Raw genomic sequence first — 15,990 nt, 5'->3', positions numbered from 1 at the left:
CCTGACAATGAACTGATAGTAGTCCGAACATCCACCGTTAGTGCCTTCCATATTCCTCAAGCGACGGGAATGCCTTTAATCGTTCTTATTATACGTTGCGTTAGGTGTGAACTGGAACATATTATCCAATTGCAGTCCAGCTGAACGGCCGGACAATACATAGCCTTTTCCTCCCAGTGTAAAAGCTACTGCACCTTCCCGGGCAACACCTTCAAAATCGCGTTTCTTGGCCCACAGGTCTGTGATGGGATCGTACTCCCAGTTCTCTGTTGAAAGACCTGGCTTGGAACCTGTGGTCAGGTATGCTTTGTTACCCGCTACAAACACAACGGCATTGCTGCGTATCACTGCATAGTCATTATCATAATCCTCATCTTCGTTGGAGTTGTCTATCTTACGTTTGGCCGTCCACTCATCTGTAAGTGCATCGTACATATAGAAGTCTGTTTTCAACTCACTGTTATTAGTACCCGTTACCACGTAAGCTTTATCACCGATCACAAATGATACCGCATCCCTGCGTTTTTCTCCTCTGAAGGAGCGTTTGGGCGACCAGCTGTTTGCTACCGGATCATATTCCCATACATCATTTAATGCACCGCCATCGTATCCTGAAACCACATAACCTTTGCCGTTCAGCGCAAAGCTTACCGCATCCCTGCGGGCGAGGCTCACTGAAGGATCAGTACCTTTCAGTTTGGCACATTCTTTCCATTGACCGGTAGCTGGTGTATAAGACCAAAAATCATCCAGGTATCTTTTTCCGTCAAAGCCGGTACCTACATACGCAACACCATTCACTACAAATGCCGTGGCACTGATGCGCCCAACAGCCAGTGCAGGAAAGTCCACTGCCTTTTCCCAGCCACGGCCAAGGCTGTATTTCCAGAAATCATACTTATACTCTCCTTCTGTTTCATTTCCTAACCCTGTTCCGATATACACAGTATCCCCGATAGTAAAGGACACCGCTTCTGAACGTGGCTTGCCGGACATTTCGCCCATCCTTACCCAGTTACCATTATTCTCATCTTCTGAGTCATCATTCTTTGAACATGCTGCCAGCAGGCCCGCCAGTATCCAGCACAAGTGTTTTGCATTCCGCATACAGATATTTTTTTAATCAAGCCAAAATTATCCGGGGAACTGTTACAGGTAATATAAAATAGACGGATACGGAGCAATAGCGGACGAATATTCCATTTTTATCTGCCAATGGGCCCTTTCCCTCAACCAGCACAAAACAGCCCTATACGGCCTTAAAATGGCAACTAACGGCATGATGCAATTACTCATCGATAAATACCCGTCATTGGCATAATACCCTTAAAACAGGCAAGGCTTCCTGATTATCATTGCGCATCTATGCTAGTTTAAAACCATTGCTTAATGTTCAGGACGAGATTTATTGGAGTAATAGCGGTGTTGTTCTTTTCCGCCTGTGAAAAGAGCGGCTTCAGTTATGAAGATGTACCTAAAGACGGTGATCTGCAACAGACCTTGCTGGATACTGTGAGCATCACCATGCGTACCGTGCAGATGGATTCTGTTATCACTTCCGGTACCGGCGTTGCGCTGATAGGAGGATATAATGATCCTTTCTTCGGAAGGATAGATGCCGGCACTTATTTCAGGGTTGGATTACCAATGGATAAAACTGTACCGGACCGTGCAGTGTATGATTCCATTGAGATCATTATGAGACCAACGGGATATTATTACGGCGATACCACAAAGCCGCAACGCATCATGGTTCATCAGCTTACACAGGAACTTAAATTGCCGGATGATTTCAATGCTTTTTATGCACATCAGTCCTTCCCTGTAAAAGCTGCAACACTTGGTGATCAGCAACTGGAGATCCTGCCTACTTCCGGTAAACTGGTAAGGTTCCGGCTGGATGATGTGAAGGGCCGTGAGATGTTTGACCTGCTCAAAACAAAAGCACAGGAGGTTTCCTCGGAAGACCTTTTCCTGGAATACATGAAAGGACTGGCCATCAGGGGCAGTAATAATTCTGCCGCATTGGGCTTCCAGGCAAAAGACAGTTCTCTTTTCATTCGTGTGCATTACCATGTTACCACTACAGAAATTGAGAAAAAGTATTTCGACTTCTTCCTGAGCAGACCTGATCTGCAATTCAACGGAATAAAGAAAGACCGCACGGGAACTCCGCTCGCAGCTTTACCACGTGGTGCCAACGGACTTTTAACCGGTGATACGGATAAGCAGGCATTTTTACAAAGCCTTACTGGTACTGCCATCCGCATGGACTTCTTCTCCCTGCCGGAACTGGTGAAACTAGGGCGTTACGGAAGGATCATGCGGGCACAACTGGTCATTAAACCTGTGAATGGCACTTTCAAAGATTATGCACTGCCACCTAAAATAACGATCTGCCTAGCAGATTATAAAAATGTGGTTGCACCGGGAGACACAGTACCCAACAGCAATTCAGCCATCCAATATGGCGACCTGGTGGTAGACAAACTCAATCCTGAAAACACCAATTACACTTATGATGTTACGGCTTACTGCAAGGCAGTAATAGCCAGTGATCTATATTCCTACAGAGGTTTACTGCTGGTACCTACAGCCGGGGATTACCGGACGCAATTCAACCGCCTGATCATAGGTGATGGAAAGAACACCAGCTACCGTGCACAATTGAGGATCTATTATCTGTTATACCAATAATACCGTGATGCGAAAAATTATACTGGGATGTTTATTATTACTGGCCGCAGAACATGTACAGGCACAGAAAGGTGTGAATTCATTATACTCTGCTTTTGGCATTGGCGACCTGGAGGAGAAAGATTACAGCCGGAGCTTTGGAATGGGCAGTGCAGGTATTGCTCGTCCATCCGGCAGTTTCCTGAACGAACTGAATCCTGCTTCCTATGGCCGTATACCTATGGAAACGTTCCTGTTTGAAGTATCCCTGGCAGCCAAGGCTTTGCAATACAACACGTCTACAGAAAGCCAGCCGGCCGGCGATGTTAATTTCAAACGGGTGGCCATGGGTTTTAAACCGCACAAAATATGGGGTGTTGGTATAGGATTGATGCCCTACAGCCGTGTGGATTATAAAATGCTGAACACAAAGTTCATTGAAGGTACCAACACCGGCATCCGCAATGCGGTTGAAGGAAGTGGCGGTATTAACCGTTTGTATCTTTCCAATGCGCTCCAGATCAGCAAGAACTTCTCTGTTGGGGTGTCCACTGCTTTCCTGTTCGGGCCGGTCACTACTACAGATAGTCTTGGCAGCAGCGGATCAGATGAGGATATCTATTCTGAACAACGCCGTGCCTACCGCAGCTTTAATCTTACCACAGGTTTACAATACAGTGGCAAGATCGGGGAATGGCAATTAGGCCTGGGAGCCACTTACCGTTTTAAAAGTACCCTCTCAACAGATGACGATTTTTCTATTCACAGCAAAGATGCCACTGTACTGTATGAAGAGAAACGCAGCTCCAGCGATTATGTGCTGCCTGAGCAGATCGGTGCAGGGCTTTCTTTGACGAACGGGGCTATTACCTGGGTAGCAGATTACCGCCAGCAGAACTGGAAAGGTTCTAATCCCAATCTTCAGGATTATAAATATGTGAACTCCCGGCGGTACGCGGCCGGTGTGGAATATTCTTTCTATAAATATTACTTCGATTCACGGGTAGAGGGGCTTTCGCTGCAGGCAGGCTTTAATTATCATACTGGCTATATGCAGATTAAAGGACAGCAGATCAATGATCTGGGGTTCAGCCTGGGCGGCTCCCTTCCCAGTAAAACAGGGCACCTGCGTTATTATTTAGGCGTGGAAGCAGGGCAACGCGGAACAGCATTGCAGGGCCTGGTAAAAGAGAATTACGTCAATTTTGTATTACATCTTTCCATGCGGGACAACTGGTTCTTCAAACGCAGGGAATATTAACGGCCCGGCGGGTAAAAGTCATCTCCTGGAAAATACGGCAAACCTTTATACATTCTCCCCCAAAACCAGGACCCTTTTGCCCGCCGGCGCTTATCTGCCGACACTTTCAGGTTGCAGCAGCAATTGCCGGAACCAGTGGCCGGAAGCTTTTATTGTTCTTTGCTGGGTAGCAAAATCTACATGCACAAGGCCAAACCTTGCTTTGTATCCTTCAGCCCATTCAAAATTATCTGTTAAGGTCCAGGCGAAATAACCCGTTACGGGCACCCCTTCTTTTTTTGCTTTCAACACCGCCTCCAGGTATTCTTTAAAGTAAGCGATGCGGTTTTCATCTGCCACATTGCCCCCCAGCAGGTTATCATCAAAAGCGGCACCACTTTCCGTAACCATGAGTTCCTTTACACCTTCGTAAGCACCAAACTGTTTCAGAATATTGTACATGCCTGTTCCGCTGATCTCCCAACCCAGGGAAGTGAGTGGCACACTGCGGTAGCGGGCTTTCACTTCAGATACCTGCACATAGGGCATAAAGGGATTATAGCGTACTACTAAAGGAAAGTAGTTCTGAATACCTATAAAGTCAAAATCAAAAGGCAGTTTATCCCAATCACGCCAGAGGGCGTAACGGCGTTCAATCCTTTTAAGCAGCGGGAAAGCATCAGAAGGATAACCCATACCCAGGGCGGGTTCTATAAAAAGGCGATTAAACAATGCATCTGCTCTTGCAGCAGCACGTACATCCTGTTCACTCTGTGTATAGGGAATGATATGAGAGCAGGAATAAGTGGTGCCTATCCTGGCATTCGGTACTTCCGCTCTGATCACCCTTGCTCCTTCTGCCTGGGCAAGTGCCACATGATGTACAGCGGGCAGAAAATAGGAAAGGCCGAATTTTCCGGGTGCATGTACACCCAGCATATAACCCAGGGACGTAAAGCCAAAGGGTTCGTTGAGGATGATCCAGTTCTTCACTTTATGGCCAAATGCCTGTGCGCAGATGGTAGCAAAGTTTTCAAAAGCATGTACCGTACCTCGGTGGCACCATCCCCCCTTTTGTTCCAAGGCGTGCGGAAGGTCCCAGTGATAAAGGGTTACATAAGGTTCCAAACCCAGCTCCAGGCAATAGTCTATTACCCGGTGGTAGAAGTCAATGCCCGCCCGGTTCACAGCTCCCGTGCCCTCTGGTATGATGCGCGGCCAGGCAAGCGAGAACCGGAATACGTTAAACCCCATTTGTTTTGCCAGCAGGATATCCTCCCGGTAGCGATTGTAGAAATCGCAGGCATGGCGGGCATCCGTTTTGTCCCTGATCTTTCCTTTACGGGTGGTGAAGGTATCCCAGATGGAAAGTCCTTTACCATCGGCATCGTGCGCTCCTTCATTCTGAAAGGCAGAGATCACAACTCCCCATTTGAAATCATCCCCGAAATCATCACGACTAATGGACATGTAGATCCGATTATAATTTATAAATATTGCACGCTCGCTGTAATATGTAATTCGTATTTGATATTTCCATCTTTTACCAACAATTTAACAATTTCACAATCAGGGTTGTACATTTGCAACCGTATGAAGCGGAATACTTTCTATTCAATTATCACTACAGCTGTTCTACTCTCAGCCTGCAGTACCCCCACTACCAAACAGGAGCAACATAAAATACCGGAAGTAGTGGAAAAGCTCAACCCGATGGTGCTCATTCCCGGCGCGTCTTATAAAATGGGCGCGGATGACGATACGGGCATGCCGGATGAATATCCGCTGCATCCGGTAAAAGTGGATTCTTTCTGGATAGATGAACATGAAGTAACGAATGCGGAGTTTAAAGCCTTTGTACAGGCAACGGGGTATGTGACCACTGCCGAGATCCCCATTTCCAAAGAAGAATACATGCAGGCGGCAGGGCCTGGCGCCCCGGCTCCGGACAGTGCCATGCTGCTTCCCGGCTCGCTGGTGTTTGTACCTACCAAAGCAGCGGTGGACCTCAATGATGTATCCCAGTGGTGGAGCTTTGAACGTGGCGCCAGCTGGAAACATCCTGAAGGGCCGGAAAGTAATATTGAGGGGAAGGACCAATACCCTGTAGTACATATTTCCTGGGACGATGCACAGGCATTTGCCAGCTGGGCCGGCAAACGGTTACCTACAGAAGCAGAATGGGAACTGGCGGCCAGGGGCAAACTGACCGGTAAACCTTTCCCCTGGGGAGATGAAATACCGCAAACCGGGAAAGCCAAAGCCAATATCTGGAACGGACATTTCCCGTATGAGAATACACAAACAGACGGTTTCTATAACATAGCGCCTGTTAAATCCTTTGCACCTAATGGCTACCAGCTGTTTGACATGGCGGGCAACGTATGGGAATGGACGGCAGACTGGTATGATAATTCCTGGTACACGAAAGAGAAACCGGATGCAGTAAACCCCCAGGGACCTAATACTCCTTTTGACGCTATGGACCCCCAATCTCCCAAACGCGTGATCCGCGGCGGTTCTTTTATGTGCAGTGATGAATATTGCAGGGGTTACCGGGTATCAGCCAGGATGAAAACTACGCCCAGTTCAGGATTATCCAACCTTGGTTTTCGTTGTGCAAGAACTTTCCGTTACTAAAATGAAAAATGGATAGCGCAGGGGAAGCGGCTATCCATCTACTTTTCATTTTTATACTTTATCAGGTTTTAGAGAGCCTTGAAGTTATTTTCACGCCGGATGCGGAAAGCGTAAGGATGTACACCCCGGCAGGGAAACGGCTGAGATCTATTTTCTCATTAAAGCTCCCCGGGCCGGATATCTGTTTATTGTAAACAGGTCTGCCGCTCATATCCTTCACTTCGATATATCCTTTTCCTTCTTTCGCAAGCGTATACGCCAGGTTGAATATGCCAGTACCCGGATTAGGGGATACCGTTGCGGAAGCCCCGTTATTATCGTTCTCGTAATTTTTACCCTTTGTGGCGCTCAGCGTGAGCCCGCTGACTTTACCTGTTGTGGTACGGGGAGTTGCATACCCGGTAACCACTACTTCTTCCACATTTCCTCCACCCACTTTGCTTGTGGTACGGGGAGTTGCATACCCTGTCACTACTACTTCTTCCACTTTGCCTGTTGTGGCACGGGGACTTGCATACCCGGTAACTACTACTTCTTCCACTTTGCCTGTTGTGGTACGGGGTCTTGCATACCCGGTAACTACTACTTCTTCCACTTTGCCTGTTGTGGTACGGGGAGTTGCATACCCGGTAACTACTACTTCTTCCGTATTTCCTCCACCCGCTTTGCTCACCCGCGTGGAATCCGCCACTACTACAAGACCTTTGAGCGTTTGTGCTCCTTCCGGATCCGGACTCCTTGTGCCATAGCCTACTACCACGACTTCATTCAGATCTGGTTTTGATGCTGCCCTCATCTCTTTCACCTGGGCTGCTTTTTTCTTGGTAGTGATAATGATCACACCATGATTTCCGGCAGGGCCATAAATGGCAGCAGCAGATTGATCTTTCAATACAGAAATGGATTCGATCTCATTGGGATTAACATGCTGCAGCGCGTTCTCGCCTGGTGCAGGTTTCATTGGTTCGCCATCCAATATAAATAAAGGAGGTGTTGAGAACCGGTCCCTTCCGCCAAGACGCAGGCGTACAGTAGTATCCCTGGAAATGGCAAAACCTGTTACCGTCTTCGTGTTGTACACTTTCAACATTTTCCTGGCAATTCCGGTATCTGCTTTTGCATCTCTTTCTACTACTGTGCGTTCCACTACAGAATCTTTCCCGTTCTCTGCCAATCTGATGATCACAGGCTCGGAGCTGGTGTTTTTCTTCTTTATTTTTTCTATGATCACTGATTTAACGGGAACTGTATCCTTCGGCTCTTCGATCAGTACACCTTTCACTTCTTTCACTACATTATGCATTACAGTGGTACCTGCTTTCGTAAAGTTTAGGGATAAAAGGACTCCGCATGTGAGGCAACCCAATAGCGCATATCTGTAGATATGCAGGCGGGATGATTTTTGTTTATTCATCATTTTAATGCGGTTTTTTAAGTGAGAAAAATTGAAGTTGTTGGCAATCCCTGCTGCATACTGAGCAGCATTCACCTGCACCAGGCTGTATTGATAAGATTTCTTATCCACGCCTGTGCGCAGCATTTTACGGTCTGTCAGGAATTCAAGGTTTTCCTTAATAGCCGTTTTCATCAGCCATGCGCCGGGATTAAACCAATAGAAGATATTATTTACTTCACCCATCAATACATCCGCGGAGTGCCACTCTTTTACGTGGATGGATTCATGCTGCAGGATAGCCTGCAATTCCTCCGGTGAATGGAGGCTGGGGTTAATGTATATATGGCGGAAAAAGGAGAATGGGTTCATGGCTTTATTCATCACCCGTACAGGGCGCTCCTGGATATTAACGGTGCCTGTTTTCCTGTGCAGGAAAAAGAGGGATATCAATTGTATCACTAAACGCAGGAACATCACAGCTACACCAGCCCAGAACACCCAGGCCAGGAAAGTCCATACTGTAAAGACCTCTGCCTCTGCAGGTTTCCATGCTGCAAGATCCGGTACATAAGTAACCACCTGCTGCGCCAGTTTTTCATTGCGGTTAAAGAAATCGTTTACATCCACCAATGGAAACAGGGATGAAAATACAATGCCGGTTAAAAGGAAAAAGCGGTTGAGCGTATAGAACGTTAGTCTACGCAGTCCCAGCCTGTATGCCAGGTAGAACAGGCACAATGCGATATTAGCTTTGATCAGGTATATGAACAGTTCAGACATGCCTTTGTGTTTGAGCGTAAATAAAATAGCAGCCGGTACCGATAAATGTGGAATCTATAAAAGTTTATTTCTTTTCGATCATGTTGATGATCTCTTTTAATTCTTCCGGGCTGATCTTCTTATCTTTTGCAAAGAAGGTGACCAGTTCTTTATAAGAGTTTTCAAAATAATCTTTCACAAATCCGTTCATGAATTTCTTCTTATACTCCCCTTCTTCAATGGTTGGTGTATACTCATATACATTTCCCATTTTACGGGCATCTACATATCCTTTTTTCTCGAGGTTCTTAATGGTAGAAGCCAGTGTGGTATAAGGAGGCACAGGTGCAATGTGCGCTTCCAGAAAATCTTTTACAAAGCCCTTTCCAACTTTCCAGATAGCCTGCATCGCAGCTTCTTCTTGTTTGGTAAGTTTTTCCATTTTATTTTTTTGAGTTTGTATTGATAATTTTAAAATCGAGTGGCAACATTTCCGCCATTTTTTCCCATCCCCAGTATTGTTCTACGATCAGGTCCGTGGGAGATTCCACATTTCCATTCCCGTCTACATTTACTGCCGGCGCCAGTAATCGCAGGTAAGAGATCTGCGGGCCTGGTTTTGCGTTTGCCGGGTAATTGTTGTATTCCATGTATTTCCTTTCTTCCTTTTCCTTTGTATAAGTGATAAACAGGTAGTTCCCAAAGATCAGTGACTTTATTCCGCTGCTGTCCCTCATCAGGCTATCGTATGGTACCTGGCCGGGGTACAGATAATTCACATACTTTGAAAACATGCCGTCCGATTTGATCTTTATATCCTTTGTTGTGTCTATGCCTGTGGGCGCAACAAAATCTCTCTTCTTTTCTTTCCTTACCATCTTCTGTACTAAAAACCCATCTTCCTTCAGTGTTTTATTGACCAGGCTACGGTAAAAATGCATGGAAGAGCCATTGTACGCTTCTATCCGTTTCTTCTCCCAGTTCCTTTGCTGCCTTGCATTACGGGGTTTCATCAGTTCAAACAGCGGATTGCCGTAGTACAATGAATAACCGGAGTAACGCTGGTATTCAAAATGCATGAGCAAGAACTTCACCCGGTAACCCAATGCCCTGTTCTCTAATACAATGAAATCGTCCGAAGTGGCTTTGAGTATTCCTTTGTTCTCATCGTTCACCAGGTCTATCACTTCATCATTCAGAATGGTACATTGTTCTGCGTTTCCGCTATTTCCTACCCAGATTGATTTAAAGATATTCATCAACCTGTCCCGCTCCGCATTCCTCCTTACCACTACTTCCTTCAGGATGCCCGCTTTGGGCTTTAATACGGCCACCACACCTGCGAGGTCATTCGTTACTGTTACTGGTACTAATAATGGCTCATATCCCAGATAAGACACGATGAGATCATATTTCCCCGGTGGTACCCCCTTGATGGTAAACCCTCCGGTTTCTGTAGTTCTGTCTCCCAAAGTTGTCTGGCTCAGAAAGGCGCTGGCAAACGGTAAAGGCTTTCCCTTTTCATCCTGCACCTGTCCGGTGATCTTATAAGTTTGTGCTATTGCCGGACTGAACCACCCTATGCAAAACACCATTGTTGCCAATACGATCTTCATTAGTACGAGTCTGTCGTAAATCTACGAACTGTTCGTAACTAATCCAAATTTTATTTTTGGCGGGGGATATTTTTCCGTTAAAAGGGGGAAGGCTGATTAAAGGCCGATAAAGGCCGTCTCAAGGCCGATTAAAGGCCAGTTAGAGGCCGACTAGAGGCCATTCAAGGCCAATCCAAGGCCGTAAAAAGGCCAGTACGAGGCCGTAATCCCACTTATTTCAGCAATTCTTCCAGCTTAGCTTCCAAAGCCTCAGCGCGGAGATTTTTAGCGATGATCTTCCCCTGGGGGTCCAGCAGGAGGTTTTGAGGGATAGCGCGGATACCATATAACTGGCCTACTGCATTTCCCCAACCTTTGAGGTCAGATACCTGCGTCCAGGCCAGTTGATCATCCTGCACCGCCTGCAGCCATTTCTCTTTGTTTTCATCAAAAGAAACACCGAGGATGGTGAATCCTTTCTCTTTATACTTATGGTAGGCTTTCACCACATTAGGGTTCTCTGCACGGCAGGGACCACACCAGCTGGCCCAGAAATCAACGAGTACATATTTGCCTTTGAAAGAACTCAGGCTCACCGGTTTACCGGCTGCATCATTCTGGCTGAACTCAATGGCCGGATTACCAACAGTGAGTTTCTTTGCCAGTTCAAGGCGGTATTCAAACTGTTTACCGGAAGGATAATTACGTACTGTTTTAGAGAGTGTATTGAAAACGGGATAGAATTCATCCGCATTCAGCTCATATCCTGCCACCTGGTTGATCACATACATACCAATAGGGGTATGCGGATTATCTTTCAGGTATTTGCTCATTACGGCCAGGCGGCTGGCATTTAATTCATCGAGGCGGGACTCGTATTTTCTGACCAGTGCATCATCTTTTGCCCTCGCAGCTTTCATGTATTTGCCATATATCTCATCTGCTTCTTTGGTGAAGGGCCAGGTAAGACTGTTCAGCTGGTTAAAAGCTTCCTGCTCCGGCGTGCCGGTGGCCGTGCCGCGGCTGTTAATATCTTTTATATCAACGGTGGTAGCGCCCTGCCCCAGGAATAACATGACCACTTCTTTGCGGCCAACGGGATTTTCCGGTGTGGGTGTTACCTGTGTGAATAATTGAGCGGTTTGCGGTTCGGGGATATTACCGAGGAAGAGGAATCTGCCATCCGGCGTGATCACACTGTCTATGATCATTTTCCCTTCTGTTTTTCTACGGAGATAGATCTTAGTGGGTTTGTCCTGCTTAGCGATATTCCCTTCCACCTGGAAGGAATATACTTTCTCTTTCCTCCCTCTCTCCTGCGCAAGCAGCATTACAGCCGGACATAACAGTACAGCTGTAAATATCAATATCTTCATAGTAACTAGCAGTTTTTGATCTTATTACAACAAAATTGCTGATTCCGCTACGGAATAGCAAATTCATAGTGATAAGCGGTTACTGCAATACTTCTGCCAGTTTTCTCTCCAGGGCGCCGCCACGGAGATCTTTAGCGATAATGTTGCCGGAAGGGTCTACGAGGTAATTCTGCGGGATGCCCCTCACGCCATATAATGCGGCTGCCGCATTACCCCAGCCCTGAAGGTCAGATACCTGGGTCCAGACGAGTTTGTCTTTTTCAATGGCATCCAGCCATTCTCTTTTGTTCTTATCAAGGGAAACACCTAAAACGGTGAAGTTCTTGTCTTTAAATTTATGGTAGGCCGCTACCACGTGCGGATTTTCTACTCTGCAGGGTCCGCACCAGCTGGCCCAGAAATCGATCAGTACATATTTACCACGGAAAGAGGAGAGCTTTACCATTTTACCGTTAGGGTCTTCCTGCTCAAAGTCCTTTGCCTTGATGCCGGTCATTGCAGCATTGCCACCGGAACCGGATACTTCAGCAATTTGCTCTCCTATCTTTTTACCAAATTTGGTGTTCTTTACGCTTGCATCGAGGGAATTGAACTGCTTTGCAAAATCTTCCTCCGAGAGGCGGCTCCGCAGTTCTCCCATGAGCAGGAACAGGCTGGCCTGTGCTTTGGGATGGGTTTTAATGAAATCCGTTCCTGTTTTCAGCACTTCGTCTTCAAATACTTTCGCCTTTTCGCGGAAAGCGGCTTTTGCATCCTCATCCGTTCCGCTGATGCCTGCAGCTTCTGCATTCAGCGCAGCAGCTTTGCTGATCACAGGTTTGAAAGTACGGTGATATTCCTGCATCCATTGCGCCTGCTGCCCTCCTTTGAAAGTAGTGGCTACAGGGAAAATGCTTTGCTCGGATTGTATCGCTACTTCCGGTTTATCTGCCACCAGGATCATGGGATACGGATGCCCTTTCAGGATCAGTGCAAACATATCTTCACTGGTAGTTTTATGAGGTGTGCTGAAAGAAAACTCCCCGTTCGTTAAAACAGCGGAATCTGCCGTACGTCCGTCCTCACTAAAAAAGAAGAGTTTAGTACCTTCCTCTGTACCGGCAATCTTTCCGTTTACTTTAAACTGCGCATGTGCAGCTGTTGTGATAGCTGCAAAACAAATGATCAGGGATGAAATACGTTTCATTTATGACGGTCTTTTAAAATGTTCACTACATCTTCCAGTGTAAAGCCTTTGGCCTGTAACAGGATCAGGTAGTGAAAAAGCAGGTCTGCTGCTTCGTTTATAAAAAGGTGATCGTTATTATCTTTTGCTTCTATTACCAGTTCTACTGCCTCCTCTCCTACTTTCTGCGCTACCTTATTGATACCTTTGGCAAACAGGGAAGCGGTGTAGGATTTATCAGTCGGATTTTGCTTCCTGTCCCTGATCACCTGCTCCAGGTTACCCAGGAAAGAAGTGGCATCTTTATTCACCTCATTCCAGCAGGTGTCTGCTCCCGTGTGGCAGGTAGGGCCTTCAGGATGAACTTTCAGTAGTAACGTATCCGCATCGCAATCTATTGCCGCATGTTTCAACTGAAGGAAGTTACCGCTCTCTTCTCCTTTGGTCCACAGCCTGTTTTTGGAACGGCTGAAAAAGGTCACTTTCCCTTCGGCCAGTGTTTTATCCAGCGCCTCCTGGTTCATGTACCCCAGCATCAATACTTTATTCGTAATGGCATCCTGTATAATAGCTGGCACCAGGCCGTCCGGTGACTTTGAAAAATCTACCTGCATCGGTATTAAAATTAAATATAATAAATATTCATCAATTAAAATCGTATTTGCACACCTCTTTTGTAGAGGTACGTTTTCAGGTCCGGTATCTCCATTTCCTTATAATGGAAAATACTGGCTGCCAGGGCTGCATCTGCCTGTGCTTTTTCAAATACATCCGCAAAATGCTCCATGGTACCTGCGCCGCCGGAGGCAATTACGGGTACATGCAGGTTTTGCGATAAGCGGGATGTGATATCCAGCGCAAAACCCTGTTTGGTACCATCGTTATTCATGGAAGTAAGCAGTATCTCTCCTGCTCCGCGTTCCACGGCTTCCCTGGCCCAATCCGTTGTTTTTGTTGCTGTTTTTACCCGGCCGCCATTGAGGTATACGTACCAGTCTCCTTCCTCAAAACGGGTATCGATGGCCAATACAATACACTGGCTGCCGAACTCGCGGGAAAGGCCGTTCAGTAATTCCGGGTTGCGGAAGGCGGCTGTGTTTACGGATACTTTGTCTGCACCGGCGTTCAGCAGCACGCTTACATCTTCCACAGAAGAAATACCTCCACCTACCGTGAAGGGAATGTTTACGTGACGGGCAATGCGGGTAACCAGTTCAGAAAGGGTTTTCCTTCTTTCGTTGGTAGCCGTAATATCCAGGAACACCAGTTCGTCTGCTCCCTGCTGGGCATAGAGTGCGCCGAGTTCAATGGGATCACCTGCATCGCGGATGTTTTCAAAGTTCACACCTTTTACAGTGCGGCCGTCTTTAATATCCAGGCAGGGTATGATGCGTTTTGTAAGCATTATAAAAATTTCTTTAATTCAGCGAGTGTGATCAAACCTTCGTAAATGGCTTTGCCGATGATCACACCGGCCAGCCCTGCTTCCTGCAGTTCGTATACATCTTCTATCTTACTTACGCCGCCACTGGCAGTCAGTTGAATGCCGGGCAGTTCTTTGATGATCTTTTTATACAGTTCAGTGGACGGTCCTTGCAGCAGGCCATCCTTCGCAATATCTGTACAGAATATTTCCTGCACGCCTCTTGCCATATTACTTTTCAGGAAATCGTAAACACTCAGCTCTGTGGTTTCCAGCCAGCCGCCTACTGCAATTTTTTCTTCCTTCACATCTGCACCCAGGAACATTTTATCTGCGCCATACTGTTGCAGCCAGCTAAAGAAAAGTTCCGGCTGTTTCACGGCCACACTTCCGATAGTGGCCATAGCAGCTCCTGCTTCAAATACGATCCTTACATCCGCATCACTTTTGATGCCTCCGCCAAAATCCACTATCATACTGGTTTTACCGGCGATGGCTTCCAGTACTTTCCAGTTCACAACGGCTCCTTTTTTAGCGCCGTCCAGGTCTACCAGGTGCAGGCGGGTGATACCACTTTCTTCAAACTCCTTTGCTACTTCCAGCGGATGTTCGTTGTATACTTTCTTCTGCTCGTAATCTCCCTGTGTGAGGCGTACACATTTTCCACCAATGATATCAATGGCAGGAATGATGGTAAAATTCTTCTTGGCAGCTGGTTCCAGGCTGATCTCCATTTTGTAATAAGCAATATTGTCTTTATAAAATAATTCGCTGCTGCGTTTAAAACCGAGTTGCTGATAGAAAGATTCCGCTGTTGTGCGTGCGTTGCACCAAAGGCTTTCCATCTGGCGCTGACGGCATTCTTCCATCAGGTGTTTCAGTAGTAAAGAGCCATAACCTTTCCGCTGGCGATTGGTAACAGTGGCCAGTTTGCGAAACTGTGCCCTTTTACCTTTAAAGAACAGGGACACCACGGTGACCAGGTCTTTTTCCTCGAACACGCCAAAGTGCAGGCCTTCCGCATCATCGCTGATCCTCACATCATCCAGCCCCCAACCGGGATATAACATATCCCTGCGCAAATGCAGTGTTTCTTCTGCAGTTATGTATCGGATATTCACACTCATAATTTCAGGAAACTCTCCAGTATACGCTGACCTCCATCGGCGGATTTCTCCGGGTGGAACTGAACTGCATAGAAATTATCCTTTTGCAGCGCAGCGCTGTAATTGATCACATAATTGGCGATAGCCGTTGTTTCAGGGCCAAGGGCCACAAAGTAACTGTGCACAAAGTACATGTAGGAATTCTCCGGTACATGTTCAAAGATCACACTGTGCAGGCCGGCAATATTGTTCCAGCCAATCTGCGGGATCTTCAGCAGGTTCTCTACCGGGGATTCAAATTTCTTCACCGGCAGGTCAAAGATGCCCATGCATTCCGTGTTGTTCTCTTCTGAATGTTTACATAACAACTGCATACCGAGGCAAATACCTAAAACGGGTTGTTTGAGGTCTTTGATCAGCAGGTCCAGTTTACGTTCTTTCAGGTAATTCATGGCAGTGCTGGCCTCGCCCACACCGGGAAAGATCACTTTATCCGCAGCACGCAGTTCTTCCGGATCATCGGTAACTGTGGCTTCCACCCCCAGGCGTTCCAGGGCAAAGAGCACAGAGCGGATGTTACCGGCGTTGTATTTAATGATGGCTGTTTTCATGTT

General features: G+C 46.8%; 14 protein-coding genes. 3 read left to right on the top strand and 11 right to left on the bottom strand.

Going from position 1 to position 15,990, the window contains the following annotated elements:
• Nucleotides 1-75 precede the first annotated feature (75 nt).
• Nucleotides 76-1,107: a Kelch repeat-containing protein gene (locus tag AAHN97_RS02765; RefSeq protein WP_343306031.1), complete on the bottom strand. Its 1,032-nt coding sequence runs from the start codon at nucleotides 1,105-1,107 to the stop codon at nucleotides 76-78.
• A 282-nt stretch (nucleotides 1,108-1,389) separates the two neighbouring features.
• On the opposite strand from AAHN97_RS02765, the gene AAHN97_RS02760 reads away from it, so the two are divergent.
• Both AAHN97_RS02760 and AAHN97_RS02755 read left to right on the top strand, forming a co-directional pair.
• Nucleotides 1,390-2,697 (top strand): DUF4270 family protein, encoded by a 1,308-nt coding sequence (locus AAHN97_RS02760; protein WP_343306030.1) that lies wholly within the window; start codon nucleotides 1,390-1,392, stop codon nucleotides 2,695-2,697.
• A gap of 7 nt (nucleotides 2,698-2,704) precedes the next feature.
• Nucleotides 2,705-3,937, top strand: a complete 1,233-nt coding sequence (locus AAHN97_RS02755; protein ID WP_343306029.1) for a hypothetical protein — start codon at nucleotides 2,705-2,707, stop codon at nucleotides 3,935-3,937.
• A gap of 90 nt (nucleotides 3,938-4,027) precedes the next feature.
• Here AAHN97_RS02755 and AAHN97_RS02750 read toward each other — a convergent pair whose 3' ends face one another.
• On the bottom strand, nucleotides 4,028-5,386 hold the full coding sequence (locus AAHN97_RS02750; protein WP_343306028.1) for a GH1 family beta-glucosidase: 1,359 nt from the start codon (nucleotides 5,384-5,386) through the stop codon (nucleotides 4,028-4,030).
• 123 nt (nucleotides 5,387-5,509) lie between these two features.
• Between AAHN97_RS02750 and AAHN97_RS02745 the strand changes: the two genes are divergently transcribed.
• Nucleotides 5,510-6,556: a formylglycine-generating enzyme family protein gene (locus AAHN97_RS02745; protein WP_343306027.1), complete on the top strand. Its 1,047-nt coding sequence runs from the start codon at nucleotides 5,510-5,512 to the stop codon at nucleotides 6,554-6,556.
• 61 nt (nucleotides 6,557-6,617) lie between these two features.
• On the opposite strand, the gene AAHN97_RS02740 is transcribed toward AAHN97_RS02745, so the two are convergent.
• From AAHN97_RS02740 to hisH, 9 genes are all read right to left on the bottom strand, one after another.
• Entirely contained in the window at nucleotides 6,618-8,732 is a 2,115-nt protein-coding gene (locus AAHN97_RS02740; RefSeq protein ID WP_343306026.1) for a M56 family metallopeptidase, read from the bottom strand.
• 64 nt (nucleotides 8,733-8,796) lie between these two features.
• Entirely contained in the window at nucleotides 8,797-9,153 is a 357-nt protein-coding gene (locus tag AAHN97_RS02735; RefSeq protein ID WP_343306025.1) for a BlaI/MecI/CopY family transcriptional regulator, read from the bottom strand.
• 1 nt (nucleotide 9,154) lies between these two features.
• On the bottom strand, nucleotides 9,155-10,327 hold the full coding sequence (locus AAHN97_RS02730) for a carboxypeptidase-like regulatory domain-containing protein (protein ID WP_343306024.1): 1,173 nt from the start codon (nucleotides 10,325-10,327) through the stop codon (nucleotides 9,155-9,157).
• Between the two features lie 212 nt (nucleotides 10,328-10,539).
• Entirely contained in the window at nucleotides 10,540-11,682 is a 1,143-nt protein-coding gene (locus AAHN97_RS02725) for a TlpA disulfide reductase family protein (RefSeq protein WP_343306023.1), read from the bottom strand.
• Between the two features lie 79 nt (nucleotides 11,683-11,761).
• A complete protein-coding gene (locus tag AAHN97_RS02720; protein ID WP_343306022.1) occupies nucleotides 11,762-12,868 on the bottom strand; it encodes a TlpA disulfide reductase family protein in 1,107 nt (368 codons plus the stop codon).
• Nucleotides 12,865-13,461 carry a bifunctional phosphoribosyl-AMP cyclohydrolase/phosphoribosyl-ATP diphosphatase HisIE gene (gene hisIE / locus AAHN97_RS02715; RefSeq protein WP_343306021.1) on the bottom strand — a complete coding sequence of 199 codons (597 nt, stop codon included), beginning with the start codon at nucleotides 13,459-13,461 and terminating at the stop codon, nucleotides 12,865-12,867. The genes AAHN97_RS02720 and hisIE overlap by 4 nt, the downstream gene beginning before the upstream one ends.
• Nucleotides 13,462-13,496: 35 nt before the next feature.
• A complete protein-coding gene (gene hisF / locus AAHN97_RS02710) occupies nucleotides 13,497-14,252 on the bottom strand; it encodes an imidazole glycerol phosphate synthase subunit HisF (RefSeq protein WP_430516961.1) in 756 nt (251 codons plus the stop codon).
• Nucleotides 14,252-15,397, bottom strand: a complete 1,146-nt coding sequence (hisA, locus tag AAHN97_RS02705; RefSeq protein WP_343306020.1) for a 1-(5-phosphoribosyl)-5-[(5-phosphoribosylamino)methylideneamino]imidazole-4-carboxamide isomerase — start codon at nucleotides 15,395-15,397, stop codon at nucleotides 14,252-14,254. The genes hisF and hisA overlap by 1 nt, the downstream gene beginning before the upstream one ends.
• Complete coding sequence (gene hisH / locus AAHN97_RS02700; RefSeq protein ID WP_343306019.1) at nucleotides 15,394-15,987, bottom strand: imidazole glycerol phosphate synthase subunit HisH; 594 nt, start codon at nucleotides 15,985-15,987, stop codon at nucleotides 15,394-15,396. The genes hisA and hisH overlap by 4 nt, the downstream gene beginning before the upstream one ends.
• Between the last annotated feature and the right edge of the window lie 3 nt (nucleotides 15,988-15,990).

The sequence above is a fragment of the Chitinophaga niabensis genome, assembly GCF_039545795.1.
Taxonomy (GTDB): Bacteria; Bacteroidota; Bacteroidia; order Chitinophagales; family Chitinophagaceae; genus Chitinophaga; species Chitinophaga niabensis_B.
This window is presented reverse-complemented; position numbering and strand designations above follow the sequence as displayed.

Excerpts from the sequence above, each read along its gene's own strand:
- AAHN97_RS02725 (WP_343306023.1), bottom strand. The coding sequence starts at position 11,682 with ATGAAGATATTGATATTTACAGCTGTACTGTTATGTCCGGCTGTAATG.
- AAHN97_RS02755 (WP_343306029.1), top strand. The coding sequence starts at position 2,705 with ATGCGAAAAATTATACTGGGATGTTTATTATTACTGGCCGCAGAACAT.
- hisH (WP_343306019.1), bottom strand. The coding sequence starts at position 15,987 with ATGAAAACAGCCATCATTAAATACAACGCCGGTAACATCCGCTCTGTG.
- AAHN97_RS02745 (WP_343306027.1), top strand. The coding sequence starts at position 5,510 with ATGAAGCGGAATACTTTCTATTCAATTATCACTACAGCTGTTCTACTC.
- hisIE (WP_343306021.1), bottom strand. The coding sequence starts at position 13,461 with ATGCAGGTAGATTTTTCAAAGTCACCGGACGGCCTGGTGCCAGCTATT.
- AAHN97_RS02740 (WP_343306026.1), bottom strand. The coding sequence starts at position 8,732 with ATGTCTGAACTGTTCATATACCTGATCAAAGCTAATATCGCATTGTGC.
- AAHN97_RS02720 (WP_343306022.1), bottom strand. The coding sequence starts at position 12,868 with ATGAAACGTATTTCATCCCTGATCATTTGTTTTGCAGCTATCACAACA.
- AAHN97_RS02760 (WP_343306030.1), top strand. The coding sequence starts at position 1,390 with ATGTTCAGGACGAGATTTATTGGAGTAATAGCGGTGTTGTTCTTTTCC.
- hisF (WP_430516961.1), bottom strand. The coding sequence starts at position 14,252 with ATGCTTACAAAACGCATCATACCCTGCCTGGATATTAAAGACGGCCGC.
- AAHN97_RS02750 (WP_343306028.1), bottom strand. The coding sequence starts at position 5,386 with ATGTCCATTAGTCGTGATGATTTCGGGGATGATTTCAAATGGGGAGTT.
- AAHN97_RS02730 (WP_343306024.1), bottom strand. The coding sequence starts at position 10,327 with ATGAAGATCGTATTGGCAACAATGGTGTTTTGCATAGGGTGGTTCAGT.
- AAHN97_RS02735 (WP_343306025.1), bottom strand. The coding sequence starts at position 9,153 with ATGGAAAAACTTACCAAACAAGAAGAAGCTGCGATGCAGGCTATCTGG.
- AAHN97_RS02765 (WP_343306031.1), bottom strand. The coding sequence starts at position 1,107 with ATGCGGAATGCAAAACACTTGTGCTGGATACTGGCGGGCCTGCTGGCA.
- hisA (WP_343306020.1), bottom strand. The coding sequence starts at position 15,397 with ATGAGTGTGAATATCCGATACATAACTGCAGAAGAAACACTGCATTTG.